Raw genomic sequence first — 19797 nt, 5'->3', positions numbered from 1 at the left:
TCTCGATCATGCCTGACGAGCCCGGTCAGCAGCACCGTCCGCCGGGATCGGCGTCATAACGCCGGCGCCAGTAGTCCCGCTCGGAGAGCACCGGTTCCCCGGGATGGGCCCGGCGGCGGTACTCCAGGTAACGGCGGTAGTGGTTATCGCCCAGCAGGGTCGCCCAGTACCAGCCGACCTGGCGGGCCGCGCGCACTAGCGGGTGTGAGCGTCCCACTGCGCCTGTATCTTTCGCTCGGCCGCCGAGGGGATCAGCCCGGCGGGGGCGAACCGGCGCGACAGCACCGGCGCTGCTTCGGTCATCGGCGCGCTACCGCGAATCGCCTTGATACAGACCAGGACTCCGGTCACGAACACCACCGCGACCAGGGTGGCGAACACGATCGACAGGCTGCCCTGGATGAAGGTGTTGCGCACGACGTCGTGCAGCTGTGCCGGGTCGGCCGCCGCGCCGAACGAGGTCTTACCGGCCCGCTCGGCGTCCCGGTAGGCGAAGTGCTGTGTCCAGTAGCCCACCCGCGGATCGGGCGAGAAGATCTTCTGCCACGACGCCGTCATAGTGACCGCGAGATCCCACAACAGCGGAATGCCGGGTACCAGTGCCCATTTGAGGTTCGAGGTGCCTCGGCCCCGCTTGACCACGATCACGGTCACCACGGTCAACGCGATCGCGGCCAGCAATTGGTTGGCGATGCCGAACAGCGGGTAGAGGGTGTTGATTCCGCCGAGCGGGTCGGTCACCCCCATCAACAGGATCGAACCCCAGCCGGCGACCACCGCCACGCTGCACCCCCAGGCTCCGATCCGCCACCCCGGGTTGGCCAGTCTGCGCAGCGGTCCGCCGAGGTTGCTCAGGGCGTCCGACAACATGAAGCGGGCCACCCGGGTCCCGGCGTCGACGGTGGTGAGGATGAACAGCGCCTCGAACATGATCGCGAAGTGATACCAGAACGCTTTGAGGCCAGGACCGCCGAAGACCCGCCCCAGCACGTCGGCCATGCCCAGCGCCAGGGTCGGCGCCCCGCCGGTGCGCGACACGATCGAGGACTCGCCTACGGCCGCAGCGGCCTCGCTGATCTGATCGGCGGTCACCGGCGGCCCCCCGAGGCCGAGCCCGTTGACGTAGTCGGCGGCACTGGCGGCAGTCCCGCCGGTCGCCGCGACCGGAGCGTTGAGCGTGAAGAACAGGTGCTGGTCCAGAATCGACGCGGTGATCAGGGCCATCACCGCCACGAAGGACTCGGTGAGCATGCCGCCGTAGCCGATCAGCCGCATCTGGCTCTCTTTTTCCAGCAGCTTGGGGGTGGTGCCCGAAGCGATCAGCGAATGGAACCCCGACAGCGCCCCGCACGCGATCGTGATGAAAAGGAACGGGAACAGCGATCCGGCGAACACCGGCCCGTCGCCGGTGTAGGCGAACGTCGAGACGGCCGGAGCGGCCATCATCGGCTGGGCGATCAGGATCCCGACGGCCAGCAGCATGATGGTGCCGACCTTCATGAACGTCGACAGGTAATCGCGCGGGGCCAACAGCAACCACACCGGCAGCACCGAGGCGGCGAAGCCGTAGCCGATGATGCACCACGACAGCGTCACCGGCGACAACGTGAACCACGCGGCACCCCAGGACGTCTCGGCGACCCAGCGGCCGGACGCCACGGCGCCCAGCAACGCGACGATGCCGATCAGCGACACCTCGGAGACCCGCCCGGGCCGCAGGAACCGCAGATAGATCCCCATGAACAGCGCGATCGGAATCGTCATCGCGATGGAGAACACGCCCCACGGGCTGACAGCCAGCGCACGCACCACGATCAGCGCCAGCACCGCGATCAGGATCACCATGATCACCAGCACCCCGATGATCGCGGCGGCACCGCCGACCGCACCAAGCTCCTCGCGGGCCATCTGCCCCAGCGAGCGGCCCCGCCGGCGCACCGAGCACCACAGCACCAGGTAGTCCTGTACGCAGCCGGCCACCACCGCGCCGATCACGATCCAGATCGTGCCCGGCAGGTAGCCCATCTGGGTGGCCAGCACCGGGCCCACCAGCGGACCGGCGCCGGCGATCGCCGCGAAGTGGTGGCCGAACAGCACCCGCCGGTCGGTCGGCAGATAGTCGGTGCCGTCTTCGAAGATCTCCGCGGGAGTGGCGTGCTCGTCGCGGGGCTGCACGATCTTGCGTTCGATAAGCCTTGCGTAGCAGCGGAATCCGATGATGTAGGTGCACACCGCGGCGACGACGAACCACACCGCATTCACCGACTCGCCGCGCACGAAGGCGATCAGCGCCCACGCCACCGCGCCGACGACGGCAAGCGCACCGAACGCCAGTTTGTGGCGTGCGGAGATCGGCGAGTGATCGACCACGGCGACCGGTGGCAGATCGGGGTCGGTCTGCAGGTAGGTCACCGGGCCGTCGCGTCGCTCGATCACCTCCGGGGCGGTCGGTGCGGCCACGGTTACCTCCTTGCCAGGCCTGCCGGATGCCCGAGTGGCAGCGGTTTCCGAGCGGAACGATAACTTGTTCTTGATACTCAAGTACTTGCTTAAAGGAGTCCGCATGGAGATCAGTGGCAAGAAGGTCGTCGTCGTCGGTGGTGCCTCGGGGATGGGCCGGGCAACCGCCGAGCTGTTGGCGGCCCGCGGCGCCAGCGTCGCGGTGCTGGACCGCGAGGGTTCGGAGGGCAAAGAGGTCGCGGCCGGGTTCGGCGGCGAGTTCTACCCGGTCGACGTCACCGATTTCGCCGGCACCGAAGAGGTGCTCAACACCGCTGTGCAGGCGTTGGGCGGCCTGCACGTCATCGTGACCACCGCCGGCGGCGGGATCGCCAAGCGCACGCTGTCCAAGTCCGGGCCGCACGACCTGGAGTCGTTCCAGTCGGTCGTCGACCTCAACCTCGTCGGCACGTTCAACATCAGCCGGCTCGCCGCAGCGCACATGAGCGTCAACGAGCCCGAAGACGAGGAGCGCGGCGTCATCATCAACACCGCGTCGATCGCGGCGTTCGAGGGCCAGATCGGCCAGGTCGCCTACACCGCCGCCAAGGCCGGCGTCGCCGGCATGTGCCTGACCATGGCCCGGGACCTCGGCTCGGTGGGCATCCGGGTGCTGGCGATCGCCCCCAGTCTGTTCGCCACCGGGCTGACCAAGGGCATCCCCGACGAGTTCGCCAGCGCACTGACCAAGGACGCGGCCTTCCCCAAGCGGCTGGGCCGGCCGGAGGAGTACGCCAAGCTGGTCGCCGCCGTCGTCGACAACCCGATGCTCAACGGGCAGTGCCTGCGCTTGGACGCCGGGCAGCGGTTCGCACCCAAGTAGACACAGACCAGGAGACCTTCAATGGGCATCGCAGTAATCGACGACCATCGCGAGCTGGCCGAGGTGGCCCGCGGATTCTTGACCGCCCAGAAGGCTCGCGCGGCAGCGCGTGCGCTGCTGGACGCCGCCGACGAAGGCCGGCCACCGTTCTGGGAGGAGCTGGCCGCCCTGGGCTGGCTGGGCCTGCATATCGACGAGGCGCACGGCGGCTCGGGCTTCGGGCTGCCCGAACTGGTGGTAGTGATCGAGGAGCTGGGCCGGGCGGTGGCGCCGGGTCCGTTCGTGCCGACGGTCATCGCCTCGGCGGTAATCGCCGCCAACGGCACCGCTGACCAGCAAGCGCGGTTGCTGCCCGGGCTGATCGACGGCTCGGTCACCGCCGGGGTGGGCCTGGCCGGCGACGTCGCCCTCGACGGCGGGGTGGCCTCCGGCGACGCCGGGATCGTGCTGGGTGCCGGACTGGCCGACGTGCTGCTGCTGGCCGCCGGCGACGACGTGTTGGTGCTGGAGCGCGACCGGGCCGGCGTCAACGTCGATGTGCCCGGCAATCTCGACCCGACCCGCCGCTCCGGCCGGGTCACGCTGACCGGTGTCGGGGTGAGCGCCGACGACACCCTGGTCGGCGCGCGCGAATCGGCGCTGGCCCGCGCCCGGGTGCTGCTGGCGGCCGAGGCGGTCGGCGGCGCTGCCGACTGCACCGACTCGGCGGTGGAGTACGCCAAGGTGCGTGAGCAGTTCGGCCGCACCATCGCCACGTTCCAGGCGATCAAGCACCACTGCGCCAACATGCTGGTCGCCGCCGAGGCGGCCACCGCAGCAGTGTGGGATGCCGCCCGCGCCGACGGGGAAGACGAGTTCGCCTTCCGGCTGGTCGCCGCGGTCGCCGCCACCCTGGCCTTCCCGGCCTACGTGCGCAACGCCGAGCTGAACATCCAGGTGCACGGCGGCATCGGCTACACCTGGGAGCACGACGCGCACCTGCAGCTGCGTCGAGCCCTGACGGTCCAGGCGCTGTTCGGCGGTGACGCCCCGGCCTTGGCGGTATTCGAAAGCGCCGCCGCCGGCATCACCCGGGCCAACAGCCTGGACCTGCCGCCGGAGGCCGAGGAACTGCGCACGCAGATCCACGCCGACGCCGCCGAGATCGCCGGATTGGCCGCCGAGGCCCAGCTGGACCGGCTGATCGAAACCGGTTACGTGATGCCGCACTGGCCCAAGCCGTGGGGCCGGGGCGCCGACGCGGTCGAGCAGCTGGTGATCGAGCAGGAGTTCGGTGCCGCCGGGATCCAGCGGCCGGACTATTCGATCACCGGCTGGGTGATCCTGACGCTGATCCAGCAGGGCACCGCCTCACAGATCGAGCGGTTCGTGGAAAAGGCGCTGCGCCAGGACGAGATCTGGTGCCAGCTGTTCTCCGAGCCGGAGGCCGGCTCGGATGCCGCGGCGGTCAAGACCAAGGCCACCCGGGTCGACGGCGGCTGGAAGATCAACGGCCAGAAGGTGTGGACTTCGGGGGCACACCTGTGCCGGCGTGGGCTGGCGACCGTGCGGACCGATCCCGACGTCCCCAAACACGCCGGCATCACCATGGTGATCGTCGACATGGAGGCCCCCGGCGTGCAGGTGCGGCCGCTGCGGCAGATCACCGGTGGCTCGGAATTCAACGAGGTGTTCTTCAACGACGTGTTCGTCCCCGATGAGGACGTCGTCGGCGAGGTCAACGAGGGCTGGAAGGTGGCCCGGGCCACCTTGGGCAACGAGCGGGTCAGCATCGGCGGGGGCGGGTCCTACACCGCCGGTGTCGACCAGCGGCTGATCGCGCTGGCCCAGCAGCACCGGCAGGCGGTGGCCGACGCCGACGTGCGCGTCGGCCGGTTCGTCGCCGACGAGCACGCGTTGCGGCTGCTGAACCTGCGCCGGGTGGCGCGCAGCATCGCCGGCGCCGGCCCCGGTCCGGAGGGCAACGTCACCAAACTCAAGCTCGCCGAGCACATGGGCGACGGTGCGGCGATCGGAGCGGCGCTGCTGGGACCCGACGTCGCCCTCGACGACGGTCCGGGCGCGATGGCAGGCCGGATGGTGATGGGAGCGCGCGGCATCGCGATCGCCGGCGGCACGTCGGAGGTCACCCGCAACCAGATCGCCGAACGGATTCTGGGGATGCCCCGCGACCCGCTGATCAAGTAGCGTTCCCCATGACGCGAGCTGGGGCCCGCTTGCGGGGGAGCGTGTTTGCACAACGACACGCCGGCTGCACTGGCATTCTGCGCACGCTCGCTCGTGGTGAGGAGGACGCGAAATGGCAACCGTCGCCGACCACGTCATCGCCGCCCTCAAACGCAGCGGAGTGCGCCGCGTCTACGGGATCCCGGGCGACAGCCTCAACGGCTTCACCGACGCGATCCGGCGAGCCGGTGACTTCACCTGGGAACAGGTGCGTCACGAGGAGACCGCGGCCTTCGCCGCCGCCGCCGACGCCGCGCTCAGCGGCGGGTTGGCGGTGTGCGCCGGCAGCTGCGGGCCCGGAAACCTGCACCTGATCAACGGGCTGTTCGACGCGCAGCGCAGTCGGGTGCCGGTCCTGGCGATCGCCGCCCACATCCCACTCGCCGAGATCGGCTCGGACTACTTCCAGGAAACCCACCCGCAGAACCTGTTTCGCGAGTGCAGCGTCTACTGCGAACTGGTCAGCGCCCCCGAGCAGGCGCCGCGAATCCTGGCGATGGCGATGCGCGCCGCGGTCGAGGAGAACGGGGTCGCGGTCGTGGTCGTGCCGGGCGAGATCTTCTCCCACCGCGTCGACGACGACACCGCCTGGGGATCGCGTCCGGTACTGCCCGCCCGGTTGGTATGCCATCCCGACGAGCGTGGGCTGGCGACAGCGGCGGGCATGCTCAACGCCGCCACCAACGTCACCATCCTGGCCGGTGCCGGGGTGGCCGGTGCCCACGACCAGGTCATCGAACTGGCGCACACCTTGGCGGCCCCGATCGTGCATGCCTTACGCGGTAAGGAGTACATCGAGTACGACAACCCCTACGACGTCGGCATGACGGGGCTGCTGGGCTTCGCCTCCGGGTACAAGGCGATCAGGGAAGCCGATGTGCTGCTGATGCTGGGCACCGATTTTCCCTACCAGCAGTTCTATCCCGAGCGTGCGCAGATCATCCAGGTCGACATCCGCGGCCGAAACCTGGGCCGGCGCGCCCCGATCGACCTCGGACTGGTGGGTACGGTCACCGACACGCTCGCCGCGCTGCGCCCGTTGCTGGCGGTCAAGGACGACCGCACTCATCTGGAAAAGTCGCTGCGGCACTACGACAAGACCCGGCGGCGGCTGGACGCACTGGCGTCCAATGACCGCGACCGCACTCCTATTCGTCCCGAATACGTTGCCGCCGTAGCAAATCGGTTGGCCGCCGACGACGCGGTGTTCACCGTCGATGTCGGATCCCCGGTGGTGTGGGCGGCACGCTACGTCACCATGAACGGGCACCGACGGATGATCGGGTCGTTCAACCACGGCACCATGGCGTGCGCGTTGCCGCACGCGATCGGCGCGCAGACGGTTGACCGCGAGCGGCAGGTGGTCGCGTTGGCCGGCGACGGCGGGCTGGCGATGCTGTTCGGCGAGCTGCTGACCCTGACGCAGAATCGGTTGCCGGTCAAGGTGATCGTGTTCAACAACTCGTCGCTGAACTTCGTCGAGCTGGAGATGAAGGCCGCCGGCATCGTCAACTTCGGCACTGAGTTGCAGAATCCGGACTTCGGCGCCGTTGCCCGCGCGCTGGGCATGTTCGGACGCCGGGTGGAGCAGCCCGGCGACCTGGAAGCCGCACTGGCCGAGGCGTTCGACTATGACGGACCGGCCGTGGTCGACGTCGTCACGGCCCGCCAGGAACTGTCGATTCCGCCGGCGATCACCGCCGAGCAGGCCAAGGGCTTCTCGTTGTATGCGATCCGGACCATTCTCGCCGGTCGCGCCGACGAACTGCTCGATCTGGTGACCACCAACGTGGCACGACGCATCCTGGATTGATCCGAATAATCGGGTTGCACGCCGACTACAGCGGGACTAACCTGGCCGGATCATGCGTCATCTGCTTGTAGTAGCCAGCACCCGCAGCGGGGTCTGATTCAGACCGACCCCCCGCTGTGGGTCGGAGGCTACTACCCGTCGGTCACTCTCCTCGAGCAGAAAAGACCGAGATATGACCACAACATCGTTCGCCGACCAATTCCGGGGTCCGCTGCCACGTGAACTGCGCGACCAGGCCGCGCGGCTGTCGTGGGACGGCTTCGTCTCCGCCTACGGCCGCGCCGCTGGGCCGCTGAGCCTGAGCCGATGGCGTTGCCTCGATGCTGAGCGCCCGGCCGCCAGACTGGGCCCGCAGGGGCGCACCTACCAAGCGACCATCGCCGTCCGCGGCGTGAACGGTACCTGCACCGCCGCGGCGCACGGGCCGCTGGCCGCGCTCACCACGATGCTTCATGACCGCGGAATCACCCTGGAAATCTTGGGTTTCCACCAGCTTCGGTGTGGTGCCGAGACCGCCACGTTCATCCATGGCTCGAACGGGCGCGGCGCGGCGTGGGCGGTGGGGTTTGCGCCTGATGCCGGGCACTCCGCGCTGGAGGCGGTCATCAGCTGTGCCAACCGATTGTTGACGGTGCAGTGATGCTCGTTGGCGTAGGGGGATCCCGATCTACAACCGCCGCAACACGATCGGCATACCGTCCATCGGGATCGGCATGCCGCCGTAGTCCCAGCGCGGCTGGTAACCGGGCCGGCTCAGCTCCAGCCGGTAGCGGCGCAGCATCCGGTGCAGGATGGTCTTGACCTCCAGGCGCCCGTAGTTCATGCCGATGCACTTGTGCGCGCCGCCGCCGAACGGTGCCCAGGCGTAGCGGTGTTGCTTGTGCTCGGCACGCGGCTCCAGGAACCGCTCCGGGTCGAACTGGCGCGGGTTGGTGTAGAGCTCGGGCAGCCAGTGGTTCATCCCGGGCCAGGTGACGATGTTGGTGCCGGCCGGAACATAATGCCCGAGCAGCTCGGTGTCGCGCACGGCCTGGCGCATGTTGAACGGCAGCGGGGTGACCAACCGCAGCGACTCGTCCATCACCAGGTCGAGGGTCTCCAGCTTCTCCAGCGACTCGATGTCCAGCGGCCCGTCGCCCAGCCGGGTGGACTCGTCGCGGGCCCGCTCCTGCCACTCCGGATGTGCGGCCAGGTGATAGGCCATCGTCGTCACCGTCGACGTGGTGGTGTCGTGCGCGGCCATCATCAGGAAAATCATGTGGTTGACGATGTCCTGATCGCTGAACGTGTTGCCGTCATCATCGGCGGTGTGGCACAGCACCGACAGCATGTCGGCGCCCTCGACGCGCCGGCGTTCGGTCACCCGCTCGGCGAAGTAGTCCTCGAGCACCTTGCGGCCCTGCAGGCCCTGCCACCATTTGAACGGCGGCAGCGAGGTGCGGATGATCGCTCCGCCCGCCCGGGTGGTCTGCTCGAACGCGTGGTTGACCGCGGTCACCAGCTCGTGGTCCTCGCCCGGTTCGTGGCCCATGAAAACCACCGCCGCCACATCGAGGGTGAGTTCCTTGGCCGCGGGGTGAAAAAGGAACCGGGTATCGTCAGTCGGCCAGTCGGCCACGATCCGGGTGATCACCCGGTCCATGTCCTCGACGTAACTGGCCAGCCGCGGACGGGTGAACGCCCCCTGCATGATCCGCTTGTGATGCAGGTGCTCGTCGAAGTCCAGCAGCATCAGGCCGCGGTCGAAGAACGGCCCGATCACCGGGATCCAGCCCGTCGTCGAGAAGTCCTTCGCCTTGTTGGTGAAGATGGCCTGGGTGGCGTCGGGTCCCAACGCGACGATCGACGGCAGGATCGGCGACTCGGCGAAATACACCGGGCCGTACTTCTTGTAGATGTGCAGCGGGAAATCCGGACCCTGACGGAACATCTCGATGATGTGGCCGAGCACGGGCAGCCCGGAGTCGCCCATGACGGGCTTGAGCCCGCTACCGACCGGGGGCTCGGCCAGCATCTTCTGCTTCCAGTCCACGGTCAACAGCCGCTTCTCGATGGCGCCCATGCCGGGAATGGTGTTCAGCGTCGGGGTGAACCGGCGCCGAGCCTGGTCGAGAAGATATTGAGGGGTGGACATGGTCGTCATCGGCTGACTACCTCTCGGTCATGGCGTCACGGCGCGCGACAAGGTGTGGCGACTGTCACGCAACCACATCCTCAGATTAAAATTGACGCGTGTCAAGTTTGAATCCGGCGCGGCGTGGTGCAAGGTGCAAAGAATGAGTACCCAGCCCGACGCGGGCAGCCCGGCCACCGACGATGCGCCCCAGCGCCGCGGCGACAAGCAGCGGCAGGCGATTGTGCACGCCGTGCGGGAATTGTTGGAGGAGAAGCCGTTCGCGGAGCTGTCGGTCAGCACCATCAGCGACCGGGCCGGGGTGGCGCGCTCGGGCTTCTATTTCTACTTCGACTCCAAATACGCCGTGCTCGCCCACATCCTCGCCGAGGCGACCCAAGAGCTCGAAGAACTCACCCACTACTTCGCGCCGCGCGGTGCCGATGAATCACCGGCGGCCTTCGCCGAACGGATGGTGGGCAGCGCGGCGGCGGTGTATGCCCACAACGATCCGGTGATGACGGCGTGCAGCTTGGCGCGCAACAGCGATGCCGAGATCCGCGAACTGCTCGACGCCCAGATCGACGCGGTGATCAATCAGATCGTCGGCGTGGTCAACGATGAGATCGCTGCCGGCACCGCCAACCCGATCAGCGACGACATCCCCGCCCTGGTGCGGACTTTGGCGGCCACCACCGCCTACATGCTCGCCGGTGACAGTGCCTTCCTGGGCGCCGACGGCGATGTGCCGCGTGGCGTGCGGGTGCTCGAGGCGCTGTGGCGCACCGCGCTGTGGGGTGGCTCGCGCTGATCGCGAGCGCGGCAGGGGATTGGATCATCTGCGTCCGGTACCGCCGGTATCGTCTGCAGCCATGACACGTGTAGCGGAGTACTACCGGGGCAAGCGGTGCTTCATCACCGGGGCGGCGAGCGGGATCGGTAGGGCAACCGCATTGCGGCTGGCCGAGGTCGGCGCCGAGCTCTATCTGACCGACCGCAATGCCGAGGGACTGGCCGAGACCGTCGCCGATGCGCGGGCCCTGGGTGCGCTGGTTCCCGAGCACCGGGTGATCGACATCGCCGATTACGACGACGTCGCGGCGTTCGGCGCCGAGATTCACGCGCGGCATGAGGCGATGGACGTCGTGATGAACATTGCGGGGGTGTCGGCGTGGGGGACCGTCGACCGGTTGACGCACCAGCAGTGGCGAAAGATGGTCGACATCAACCTGATGGGCCCCATCCACGTCATCGAGACGTTCCTGCCGCCGATGGTCGCCGCGGGGCGGGGCGGGCATCTGGTGAACGTGTCCTCGGCCGCCGGGCTGGTGGCGCTGCCTTGGCACGCCGCCTACAGCGCCAGCAAGTACGGCCTGCGCGGGGTGTCGGAGGTGCTGCGGTTCGACCTGGCCCGTCACCGCATCGGGGTGTCGGTGGTGGTACCGGGTGCGGTGAAGACCCCACTGGTCAACACCGTGGAGATCGCCGGCGTCGATCGCGACGATCCGCACGTGGAGAAATGGGTAGGCCGTTTTGCCGGCCATGCCGTGTCACCGGAGCGGGCGGCGGAGAAGATTTTGGCGGGGGTGGCCCGCAACCGCTACCTGGTCTACACCTCCGGCGACATCCGGGCGCTCTACGCGTTCAAGCGGCTGGCCTGGCTGCCCTACAGCGTGGTCATGCGACAGGTCAACGGGCTGTTCAGCCGGGCGTTGCGGCCCTCGAAGAGCTCGCTGCGCAGTTCTTAACCCGCGGCCTCAGCGGTGTCACAGCGCCGTCCGGCGACGATGGTGAGCATGCTGCATGTCGGGGTGCGGTCCCGCTCGGCGCTGGCCGCGGCGGTGGTGATGACGGTGTGCCTGGCCATCGCCGGTGGTGTTCTGCTGCTGGTGCTGTACCGGTCACTGGAATCGACCGCCGAGACCGCGGCGGCACTGCGTGCCGAACGCATCGCCGCCGCGTTGGCCTCTGATGGCCGCGACGACCTGGATTCGACGCTGCTGGCCACCGATGGGCAGATCGGTGTGGTGCAGGTGGTCGGGGCGACTGGGGTGATCCGGGCCGCCTCCAACGGTGCTCCCCGATCGCCGGTGGCCGTGGTGCACCTCGATGACGGCCAGGCGCGCTACGTGGGCCGCGTCGAATCATCCACCGACGATGAGTACTGGGTGTCGGCCCGCGGTGCCGTCGCCGACGGGGAGCAGGTCACCGTCCTGGTGGCGGTGGACCGCGAACCGGTCGAGTCGATCGTGGCCAAGGTGGGCGCGCTGTTGGGCGCCGGCGCACCGTTTCTTATCGGGTTGGTGGCGGTGGGCACCTTCCGGTTGGTGGGTGCCGCGTTGCGCCCGGTGGAGGCGATCCGCACCCGGGTGGCGTCGATCTCCAGCGCCGACCTCACCGAGCGGGTGCCGGTTCCCCGAACTCGTGACGAGATAGCCGAATTGGCGACGACCATGAACGCCATGCTGTCCCGGCTGGAGCACGGCAGGGCCGCCCAACTGCGTCTGGTCAGCGACGTCTCGCACGAACTGCGCAGCCCGCTGGCCACGATCACCACCGCGCTCGAGCTGGCGGCCGGCCGGCCCGAGCTGATCGACGGCGACCTGATCGATGAATCACTGCTCCCGGAATCCCGGCGGATGAACCAGCTGCTCGAAGACCTGCTGTTGCTGGCCCGCTCCGACGAGGGCGCACTGGGACTGCGCCGCCAGGACGTCGACATCGATGATCTGCTGGCGGCCGAGGCCAACCGGCTGGACGGCACCCCAAAGATCAACGCTGTGACCGACATTCGGGCATGCCGGGTGGTGGGGGACCGCGCGGCCCTGACCCGGGTGATCCGCAACCTGGTCGACAATGCGGCCCGGTATGCCCGCAGCACGGTGACGTTGACCTGCCGTCCGGAATCCGGCCGCGTGGTGATCACGGTTGCCGACGACGGCCCCGGAATACCGGTGGGCGACCGGGGACGTATCTTCGAGCGATTCGTCCGGCTCGACGCGGCCCGCACCCGGACGTCCGGCGGAACCGGACTCGGCCTGTCGATCGTCGGCGAAGTGGTGCGTTCGCACCACGGCAGTGTCACCGTGGGGGAGGCGGCCGGCGGTGGCGCGGTGTTCACCGTCTCACTGCCGCAACAGCATCGCCCCGATCAGTCCTCGGTGTCGGAGCGCAGCCGGTAGCCGGCGCCGCGCACCGTCTCGATGGTGGCGAGCCCGAACGGTGCGTCGATCTTGCGGCGCAGGTAGCCGATGTAGACCTCGACGACGTTGTCGTCTCCGGAGTAGTTCGAATCCCACACCGACCGCAGGATCTCGGATTTGGTGACGACATCGCCCCGGTGCCGCAGCAGGAACTGCAGCACCCCGAACTCCCGCGGCGTCAGGGTGAGCACCGTGTCACCGCGGGTCACCCGGCGCCGGGCCGGGTCCAGCGACAGGGTTCCCGCGGTGAGCACCGTCGGACGTTCCGGGGCACCGCGCCGCGTCAGGGCGCGCAGCCGCGCCACCAGGACCACAAACGAGAACGGTTTCGTCAGGTAGTCGTCGGCGCCGATGTCGAAGGCGTCGGCCATGTCGTACTCGCCGTCCTTGGCCGAGAGCATCAACACCGGCGTCCACACCTGCTGCGCCCGTAGCTCACGGACCACCTGGTAGCCGCTGAGGCCGGGCAGCATGATGTCCAGCACGATCACGTCGAAGTCGCCGGTGAGGGCGGTGGCCAGACCGTCTGCGCCGTCGAGTTCGACGTCGACGACGAAGCCCTCGCTGACCAGGCCCCGGCGCACCGTCTCGGCCAGCCGGGTTTCGTCTTCGACCAGCAGGATTCGCACGACGTCGCCCTCCCGATATCTTCCCGACCAGACCAGTACAGCAGAGCTTCGCCAGGTGTTCGCCGCCTTCTCAGCGCCGCCACAGCGCCCGGCGGACAAGCTGGTGACAGGGCCGGCAGAGCAAGCCCGGTCGGTTGGGAGGACCAGCGATGATCGAGGCATTCACCACCAACCCAGACACCCTGATCACCACGTTCGGGCTGCTGGGGGTGCTGGCCATTGTCTTCATCGAAACCGGCCTGCTGGTGGGGTTCTTCCTGCCCGGCGACTCGCTGCTGTTCACCGCGGGCGTTTTCGCCGCCCAAACCGACCCCGTTGTTCCGTTGTGGCTGCTGTTGCTGACAGTGCCGGTCGCCGCGATCGCCGGGGACCAGTGCGGCTATTACATCGGCGCCAAAGCCGGACCGGCGGTGCTGGAGCGTCCCGGTGCACGCCGACTCGGCCGGCACCACATCGCCCGGGCCCAGCAGTACTTCGAGACCCATGGCACGCTGACGGTCTTTTTTGCGCGCTTCCTGGCGGTGGTGCGCACGCTGGTACCGGTGTTAGCGGGCGCCTCCGGGATGCGGCATCGAACCTTCACGGTCTACAGCGTGGCGGGGTCGCTGGCATGGGGGGCGGGTCTCCCGTTGCTCGGGTACCTGCTCGGCGGTCTGGCGTTCGTCCGGGGCCACATCGACCTGATCCTGCTGGTGGTCGTGGCGGTGTCGCTGCTGCCGGTGCTGGTGGGCGTGCTCAGGGGGCGTCTGCGCGGCAAGCGCCGGCAACCGGCCCCGGTTGCTGCCGCCGAGCGGGCGGAACCGGTGCTCGCCGGGATGCGCTGAGCGGGCGTCCGGGCCGCTTTGCTGGTGACCGGTCGACGGCCGGCTGTCCCGACGGCTTGTCGGTGGGCCGTGGTAGACCTGCGGCTATGAAGGATGAACCGCTTAAATGTGAGATGCGACACGCCGAAGGGCGACGGTGCCGCAGCCTCGCGACCAGCGAATTTCAACAATGTCGTTCAGAACATCTAGTATTAACACCACGGGGTGACCACTAGGTGTAGTGTTCGGGGGACCGACAGGCCCGGGATCTTCCGGTTATCCGGGCCGCGGCAATCGGCACCGATTTGGGTGCCCTGCCACGGCTGGGGAAACTGGAAAATCAGAGTCCTGGCGGCCCGCTGAACGTAGTACCTGATCCGTCATCCGTTCGTTGTCGACGATTCGCTGAGGAGTCTGCCGCCCATGAGCATCACCGTCTACACCAAGCCCGCGTGCGTGCAGTGCAACGCGACCTACAAGGCGCTGGACAACCAGGGCATCGCCTACGAGATCGTCGACATCTCGCTGGACTCCGAGGCGCGCGACTACGTGATGGCGTTGGGCTACCTGCAGGCCCCGGTTGTCGTCGCCGGCGACGAGCACTGGTCGGGCTTTCGGCCCGACCGCATCAAGGCGCTGGCGCAGACGGCGCTCAGCGCGTAATCGACCAGCGGGTCGGGTACGGGTGGAGTTTGACTGAGAGCTGAAGGGGGTCGCCGTGTCTGCGGATTCTGAATGCAGCCTGGTGTATTTCTCCTCGGTGTCGGAGAACACCCACCGCTTCGTGCAGAAGCTGCAGTTGCCGGCCATCCGGATTCCGCTGCACGGGCGCATCGAGGTGGACCACCCCTACGTGCTGGTGCTGCCGACCTACGGCGGCGGCCGTGGGACACCGAACATCGCTGACGACGCTGCGGGCGGCTATGTGCCCAAGCAGGTCATCGCCTTTCTGAACAACGAACACAACCGGGGCCTGCTGCGCGGCGTGATCGCCGCCGGCAACACCAACTTCGGTGCGGAGTTCTGCTACGCCGGCGACGTGGTCGCCCGCAAGTGCGGGGTGCCGTACCTATACCGATTCGAATTAATGGGAACCGACGAGGACGTACACGCCGTCCGCGCGGGCTTGGCCGATTTCTGGAAGGACGAGGCATGCCACCTACCGCTGCAACTGCAGAGCAGGTAACCGCCACCACCCGCAGCGCACCGGAGGGCGAGCTGGATTTCCACGCGCTCAACGCGATGCTCAATCTGTACGACAGTGACGGCAAGATCCAGTTCGACAAGGATGTGCTGGCCGCCCGTCAGTACTTCTTGGAGCACGTCAACCAGAACACGGTGTTCTTCCACAATCAGGACGAGAAGCTCGACTACCTGATCCAGAAGGACTACTACGAGCGCGAGGTACTCGACCAGTACTCGCGCAACTTCGTCAAGTCGCTGCTGGATCGGGCCTACGCCAAGAAGTTCCGGTTCCCGACGTTTCTGGGCGCCTTCAAGTACTACACCTCCTACACGCTGAAAACCTTTGACGGCAAGCGGTATCTGGAACGGTTCGAGGACCGGGTGTGCATGGTGGCGCTGACGCTGGCCGCCGGTGACACCAAGCTGGCCGAGCAACTGGTCGACGAGATCATCGACGGCCGCTTCCAGCCGGCCACCCCGACGTTCCTGAACTCCGGCAAGAAGCAGCGCGGCGAGGCGGTGAGCTGTTTCCTGTTGCGCATCGAGGACAACATGGAGTCGATCGGCCGCTCGATCAACTCCGCGCTGCAGCTGTCCAAGCGTGGCGGGGGAGTGGCCTTGCTGCTGAGCAACATTCGCGAGCATGGCGCGCCGATCAAGAACATCGAGAACCAGTCCTCCGGGGTCATCCCGATCATGAAGCTGCTGGAGGACTCGTTCTCCTACGCCAACCAGCTCGGCGCCCGCCAGGGTGCCGGGGCGGTGTACCTGCACGCCCACCACCCGGACATCTACCGGTTCCTGGACACCAAGCGGGAGAACGCCGACGAGAAGATCCGGATCAAGACGCTGAGCCTGGGGGTGGTGATCCCCGACATCACCTTCGAGCTGGCCAAGAAGAACGATGACATGTACCTGTTCTCGCCCTATGACGTCGAGCGGGTCTACGGCGTTCCGTTCGCTGACGTCTCGGTCAGCGAGAAGTACTACGAGATGGTCGACAACTCGGCGATCCGCAAGACCAAGATCAAGGCGCGGGAGTTCTTCCAGACCCTGGCCGAGCTGCAGTTCGAGTCCGGCTATCCCTACGTCATGTTCGAGGACACGGTGAACCGGGCCAACCCGATCGCCGGCAAGATCACCCACTCGAACCTGTGCTCGGAGATCCTGCAGGTCTCCACGCCGTCGGTGTTCAACGAGGACCTGTCGTACGCCAAGGTGGGCAAGGACATCTCCTGCAACCTGGGTTCGCTCAACATCGCCAAGGCGATGGACTCGCCCGACTTCGGCCAAACCATCGAGGTCGCCATCCGGGCGCTGACCGCGGTATCGGATCAGACCCACATCTGGTCGGTCCCGTCGATCGAACAGGGCAACAACCAGTCGCACGCCATCGGCCTGGGCCAGATGAACCTGCACGGCTACCTGGCCCGGGAGAGCATCCACTACGGGTCGGAAGAAGGCATCGACTTCACCAACATCTACTTCTACACCGTGCTCTACCACGCGCTGCGGGCGTCGAATCGCCTTGCGCTGGAACGGGGTCAGTCATTCGCGGGATTCGAGAAGTCCAAGTACGCCTCCGGCGAGTTCTTCGACAAATACCTCAACCAGGTGTGGGAACCCAAGACGGTCAAGGTGCGCCAGCTCTTCGCTGACGCCGGTATCCGGATCCCCGAGCAAAGCGATTGGCAGCGACTCAAGGAATCGGTTCAGGCGCACGGTATCTACAACCAGAACCTGCAGGCCGTTCCACCGACCGGGTCGATCTCCTACATCAACCACTCGACGTCGTCGATCCACCCGATCGTGTCGCGGATCGAGATCCGCAAGGAAGGCAAGATCGGTCGGGTCTACTACCCGGCGCCGTACATGACCAATGACAACCTGGAGTACTACCAGGACGCCTACGAGATCGGCTACGAAAAGATCATCGACACCTACGCCGCGGCCACCCAGCACGTGGACCAGGGGTTGAGCCTGACGCTGTTCTTCAAGGACACCGCGTCCACCCGTGATGTGAACCGGGCGCAGATCTACGCCTGGCGCAAGGGAATCAAGACGCTGTACTACATCCGGCTGCGGCAGATGGCGCTGGAGGGCACCGAGGTGGAGGGTTGCGTCAGCTGCATGCTGTGACGGATCAGGCTCGCTTCTCGCGAGCCTGATCGGCATGCAGCGCCTTGAGACGTCGCTGTTCGCGCAGCACCTCCTGGTAGCTCTCACGTTCGGTCGCCAGCCACGGTGGCTTCTCCTCGAGCAGCTGATTGATCTGCTCGGTGGTGAGTGCATTGTCGACGCCGTTGCGTGCCAGGGCGGCGATCGAGACGCCCAGCTTGGCCGCCACCAGGTTCTTGGGATGCGGCCCGTTGCGGCGGAGGTCCTGGAGCCATTGCGGCGGATCCGCTTGCAGGGCGGCGAGTTCGGTGCGGGTGATGGCGTTCTCCTGGAACTCCGCTGGCGTCGCGGGCAAGTACACGTCCAGCTTCTTGGCCGCCGTGGCGGGTTTCATGGACTGCGCGTTCGGCCTGCTCATGCAAGCAGCGTATCGGTAGCCTGATGCGGTGGCGCCGCTCTCTCTCACCCTCGGGTACGTCCCCGGCGGGACACCTGCGAAGTGGGCCCGGATCTGGGCGGAGCGCCACCCCGGGGTGCCGCTGCACCTGCACATCGTCGCCGCGGCAGAGGCGCCCGGCGCGGTGCGGGCCGGCACCGTCGATGTGGCGCTGCTGCGGCCGCCGACCGACACCTCGGGGCTGGCCGTCATTCCCCTTTACGACGAGACGACGGTGGCGGTGGTGCCGACCGACCACGTTTTCAGTGCCGTTGACGAAATCACCGCCGCCGATCTCGACGGCGAGCCGCTACTGCTCCCACTCGACGACGTCGTCGAGTGGGCGAGCGCTCCGGGGAGCCCGGTCGATCACCGGCCCGAAACCACCAAAGACGCCATAGAGCTGGTCGCCGCCGGGATGGGCGCACTCATCGTTCCGCAGTCGCTGGCGCGGCTGTATCACCGCAAGGACCTGACCTACCGCCCGATCACCGACGCACCCGCCTGCCCCGTGGCGCTCGCCTTCGCGGAAGGGTCTCGGTCAGAACTGGTCGACGAGTTCGTCGGCATCGTGCGCGGCCGTAAACCCGGGTCCTCGCGGGGGCAGTCTCAGCCCGCACCGAAACGCACCGCCCGGGAGAAGACCCTCGCCAAGCAGGCCGCCCGCGCCGCGGCGGGCAAGGTCGCAAGGAAGCCGGGGGCCGGCCAGCGCGGTCGACGCTGAGCTCAGCGGCAGGGCGAGCGCAAGCTGAGCAGCAGCCGGATGAGGTCGGCTTGGCGATGGGTTCCCGTCTTGTCGAAGACGTGCTGCAGATGCGTCTTGACGGTGGCCTGCGACAGCGACATGCGTTCGGCGATGTCTTTGACCCCGCCGCCGTTCAGCACCATGACGGCGATCTCGGTTTCACCGGCTGTCAGGCCGTAGTGGCGGCGCAATAACGCTGGTGTGGTGTTGGATTCGTGCTCAGGATCGGCGACGATCACGATGGCGCGGCGGCCACGACCGGAGGCGGCAGCCGGATCGGTGGGCAGAACCTCGATGATGTAGGGGAGATGCCCCGAGGGGCGCGAGCACAGCAGCGAGTTTCCCGACGGATGGTCATCCCCGAGCGCCAGGGCGCTGTGAATGCTGCGCTGGAGCGCAGTGTCGGTGCTCGCGGCCGCAGCTTCGAGTCGCCCGGCGCGGGCCTGAAGCCCATCGGCCGACCGCAACAGGTGTTCGGCGGCCGGGTTGGCGTAGGCGATGCGGGATTCGAGGGTCACGACGATGATTGCGTAGCCCAGCGCCTGTGCGGCGGCATCGAGGTCGTCGGTGTGGCGGTGCAGGCGTTCCAGGTGTGCTTGGCTGCGCAGGGCCTGTTGCAGATGGGGTACCAGGGCACTGAGCAGCGGGGCGAACGGCTCCATGGGACGTGGCCCTGCGGCAAGGAACGCCAGCGGTGCCGGGCCGTCGCTGAGCCGCACGAACAAGCCCTCGGTCATCTCCATGGGTCGCAGCCAGTCGATGTGGAACTCCGACTGGGCCTGCAATGCGACCAGCGACCGTCCCGTGCGTAGTTCACCGACCGGGCCCTGTTCGACGGCTTCGAGCACGTAGTCGATCCGGTGGTAGTACCGCTCGTAATCGGCACGCACCTCCGGCGCCAGGTGCGCGGCCTGCACCGACCGCCCCGCGGGGTCTGCTCGAATCAGCGCGCAGCTCTGCCCCTCGAGCGTGCGCCGAAGGTCGCCCAGGGCTACGGTCCAGTTCTCGGGAGCCATCACTGAGCCGTAGACGGCCGCGACTATTCGCGAAAAATCGTCGAGAGTCGCCATCGCCGCATCCCGGGTTCCTTGCTCACGGGACATCCCGTCCCATATCGGACATTCTCCCGCCGCTTGGCTCGGATGATCCCTTCGATTTCCTGGGAAAATTTCAGCCATTCGGATGAGGCGGCGGCGCATCGGGC

Annotated in this window: 18 protein-coding genes; 12 read left to right on the top strand and 6 right to left on the bottom strand. The window is 67.5% G+C overall.

Annotation, left to right across the window (positions count from 1 at the left end; all coding sequences use genetic code 11):
• Nucleotides 1-25: 25 nt before the first annotated feature.
• Together A5648_RS22255 and A5648_RS01605 are read right to left on the bottom strand one after the other, a co-directional pair.
• Nucleotides 26-217: a YbdD/YjiX family protein gene (locus A5648_RS22255; RefSeq protein ID WP_234787248.1), complete on the bottom strand. Its 192-nt coding sequence runs from the start codon at nt 215-217 to the stop codon at nt 26-28.
• A complete protein-coding gene (locus A5648_RS01605) occupies nt 196-2460 on the bottom strand; it encodes a carbon starvation CstA family protein (protein WP_065022864.1) in 2265 nt (754 codons plus the stop codon). Before A5648_RS01605 ends, A5648_RS22255 begins: the two co-directional genes overlap by 22 nt.
• A gap of 103 nt (nt 2461-2563) precedes the next feature.
• Between A5648_RS01605 and A5648_RS01600 the strand changes: the two genes are divergently transcribed.
• The 4 genes from A5648_RS01600 to A5648_RS01585 all read left to right on the top strand — a co-directional run bounded on the left by A5648_RS01600 (nt 2564) and on the right by A5648_RS01585 (nt 8001).
• Nucleotides 2564-3322 carry an SDR family NAD(P)-dependent oxidoreductase gene (locus A5648_RS01600; RefSeq protein WP_064854723.1) on the top strand — a complete coding sequence of 253 codons (759 nt, stop codon included), beginning with the start codon at nt 2564-2566 and terminating at the stop codon, nt 3320-3322.
• Between the two features lie 21 nt (nt 3323-3343).
• The gene (locus A5648_RS01595) at nt 3344-5509 is read left to right on the top strand and encodes an acyl-CoA dehydrogenase (protein WP_065022863.1); all 2166 of its coding nucleotides are present in this window, start codon (nt 3344-3346) and stop codon (nt 5507-5509) included.
• A 112-nt stretch (nt 5510-5621) separates the two neighbouring features.
• A complete protein-coding gene (poxB, locus tag A5648_RS01590) occupies nt 5622-7361 on the top strand; it encodes a ubiquinone-dependent pyruvate dehydrogenase (protein WP_065022862.1) in 1740 nt (579 codons plus the stop codon).
• A gap of 172 nt (nt 7362-7533) precedes the next feature.
• On the top strand, nt 7534-8001 hold the full coding sequence (locus A5648_RS01585; RefSeq protein ID WP_065022861.1) for a homocitrate synthase: 468 nt from the start codon (nt 7534-7536) through the stop codon (nt 7999-8001).
• A gap of 27 nt (nt 8002-8028) precedes the next feature.
• Here the strand turns inward: A5648_RS01585 and A5648_RS01580 are convergent, their stop codons facing one another.
• Nucleotides 8029-9504 (bottom strand): cytochrome P450, encoded by a 1476-nt coding sequence (locus tag A5648_RS01580; RefSeq protein ID WP_065022860.1) that lies wholly within the window; start codon nt 9502-9504, stop codon nt 8029-8031.
• Between the two features lie 133 nt (nt 9505-9637).
• Between A5648_RS01580 and A5648_RS01575 the strand changes: the two genes are divergently transcribed.
• The 3 genes from A5648_RS01575 (at nt 9638) to A5648_RS01565 (ending at nt 12656) form a co-directional block, all read left to right on the top strand.
• The gene (locus tag A5648_RS01575) at nt 9638-10285 is read left to right on the top strand and encodes a TetR/AcrR family transcriptional regulator (RefSeq protein ID WP_065022859.1); all 648 of its coding nucleotides are present in this window, start codon (nt 9638-9640) and stop codon (nt 10283-10285) included.
• 61 nt (nt 10286-10346) lie between these two features.
• Complete coding sequence (locus A5648_RS01570) at nt 10347-11222, top strand: SDR family oxidoreductase (protein ID WP_065022858.1); 876 nt, start codon at nt 10347-10349, stop codon at nt 11220-11222.
• A 48-nt stretch (nt 11223-11270) separates the two neighbouring features.
• Nucleotides 11271-12656 carry a sensor histidine kinase gene (locus A5648_RS01565; protein WP_234787247.1) on the top strand — a complete coding sequence of 462 codons (1386 nt, stop codon included), beginning with the start codon at nt 11271-11273 and terminating at the stop codon, nt 12654-12656.
• Here A5648_RS01565 and A5648_RS01560 read toward each other — a convergent pair.
• Entirely contained in the window at nt 12626-13306 is a 681-nt protein-coding gene (locus A5648_RS01560) for a response regulator transcription factor (RefSeq protein WP_065022856.1), read from the bottom strand. The genes A5648_RS01565 and A5648_RS01560 overlap by 31 nt on opposite strands.
• A 149-nt stretch (nt 13307-13455) precedes the next feature.
• Between A5648_RS01560 and A5648_RS01555 the strand changes: the two genes are divergently transcribed.
• The 4 genes from A5648_RS01555 (at nt 13456) to nrdE (ending at nt 17433) form a co-directional block, all read left to right on the top strand.
• Nucleotides 13456-14130, top strand: coding sequence for a DedA family protein (locus A5648_RS01555; protein ID WP_065022855.1), 675 nt, complete (start codon nt 13456-13458; stop codon nt 14128-14130).
• A gap of 402 nt (nt 14131-14532) precedes the next feature.
• On the top strand, nt 14533-14772 hold the full coding sequence (locus A5648_RS01550) for a redoxin NrdH (protein WP_065022854.1): 240 nt from the start codon (nt 14533-14535) through the stop codon (nt 14770-14772).
• A 55-nt stretch (nt 14773-14827) separates the two neighbouring features.
• Entirely contained in the window at nt 14828-15295 is a 468-nt protein-coding gene (nrdI, locus tag A5648_RS01545; RefSeq protein ID WP_064854715.1) for a class Ib ribonucleoside-diphosphate reductase assembly flavoprotein NrdI, read from the top strand.
• Nucleotides 15262-17433, top strand: coding sequence for a class 1b ribonucleoside-diphosphate reductase subunit alpha (gene nrdE, locus A5648_RS01540; protein WP_082966268.1), 2172 nt, complete (start codon nt 15262-15264; stop codon nt 17431-17433). Before nrdI ends, nrdE begins: the two co-directional genes overlap by 34 nt.
• Nucleotides 17434-17437: 4 nt before the next feature.
• Here nrdE and A5648_RS01535 read toward each other — a convergent pair whose 3' ends face one another.
• A complete protein-coding gene (locus A5648_RS01535; RefSeq protein ID WP_065022852.1) occupies nt 17438-17830 on the bottom strand; it encodes a DUF5997 family protein in 393 nt (130 codons plus the stop codon).
• Nucleotides 17831-17858: 28 nt separating this feature from the next.
• On the opposite strand from A5648_RS01535, the gene A5648_RS01530 reads away from it, so the two are divergent.
• The gene (locus tag A5648_RS01530) at nt 17859-18572 is read left to right on the top strand and encodes a LysR family substrate-binding domain-containing protein (protein ID WP_065022851.1); all 714 of its coding nucleotides are present in this window, start codon (nt 17859-17861) and stop codon (nt 18570-18572) included.
• Nucleotides 18573-18574: 2 nt separating this feature from the next.
• Here A5648_RS01530 and A5648_RS01525 read toward each other — a convergent pair whose 3' ends face one another.
• Nucleotides 18575-19792, bottom strand: coding sequence for a helix-turn-helix transcriptional regulator (locus A5648_RS01525; RefSeq protein ID WP_082966267.1), 1218 nt, complete (start codon nt 19790-19792; stop codon nt 18575-18577).
• Between the last annotated feature and the right edge of the window lie 5 nt (nt 19793-19797).

It is taken from the genome of Mycolicibacter sinensis (genome assembly GCF_001673565.1).
Classification (GTDB): domain Bacteria; phylum Actinomycetota; class Actinomycetes; order Mycobacteriales; family Mycobacteriaceae; genus Mycobacterium; species Mycobacterium sinense_C.
The sequence above is the reverse complement of the archived record's forward strand: the minus strand, read 5'-3'. Positions and strand labels throughout refer to the sequence as shown.

Coding starts and splice junctions, on each gene's coding strand:
- A5648_RS01600 (WP_064854723.1), top strand. CDS start 2,564: ATGGAGATCAGTGGCAAGAAGGTCGTCGTCGTCGGTGGTGCCTCGGGG.
- A5648_RS01595 (WP_065022863.1), top strand. CDS start 3,344: ATGGGCATCGCAGTAATCGACGACCATCGCGAGCTGGCCGAGGTGGCC.
- poxB (WP_065022862.1), top strand. CDS start 5,622: ATGGCAACCGTCGCCGACCACGTCATCGCCGCCCTCAAACGCAGCGGA.
- A5648_RS01585 (WP_065022861.1), top strand. CDS start 7,534: ATGACCACAACATCGTTCGCCGACCAATTCCGGGGTCCGCTGCCACGT.
- A5648_RS01580 (WP_065022860.1), bottom strand. CDS start 9,504: ATGACGACCATGTCCACCCCTCAATATCTTCTCGACCAGGCTCGGCGC.
- A5648_RS01575 (WP_065022859.1), top strand. CDS start 9,638: ATGAGTACCCAGCCCGACGCGGGCAGCCCGGCCACCGACGATGCGCCC.
- A5648_RS01570 (WP_065022858.1), top strand. CDS start 10,347: ATGACACGTGTAGCGGAGTACTACCGGGGCAAGCGGTGCTTCATCACC.
- A5648_RS01565 (WP_234787247.1), top strand. CDS start 11,271: ATGCTGCATGTCGGGGTGCGGTCCCGCTCGGCGCTGGCCGCGGCGGTG.
- A5648_RS01555 (WP_065022855.1), top strand. CDS start 13,456: ATGATCGAGGCATTCACCACCAACCCAGACACCCTGATCACCACGTTC.
- A5648_RS01550 (WP_065022854.1), top strand. CDS start 14,533: ATGAGCATCACCGTCTACACCAAGCCCGCGTGCGTGCAGTGCAACGCG.
- nrdE (WP_082966268.1), top strand. CDS start 15,262: ATGCCACCTACCGCTGCAACTGCAGAGCAGGTAACCGCCACCACCCGC.
- A5648_RS01535 (WP_065022852.1), bottom strand. CDS start 17,830: ATGAGCAGGCCGAACGCGCAGTCCATGAAACCCGCCACGGCGGCCAAG.
- A5648_RS01525 (WP_082966267.1), bottom strand. CDS start 19,792: ATGCGCCGCCGCCTCATCCGAATGGCTGAAATTTTCCCAGGAAATCGA.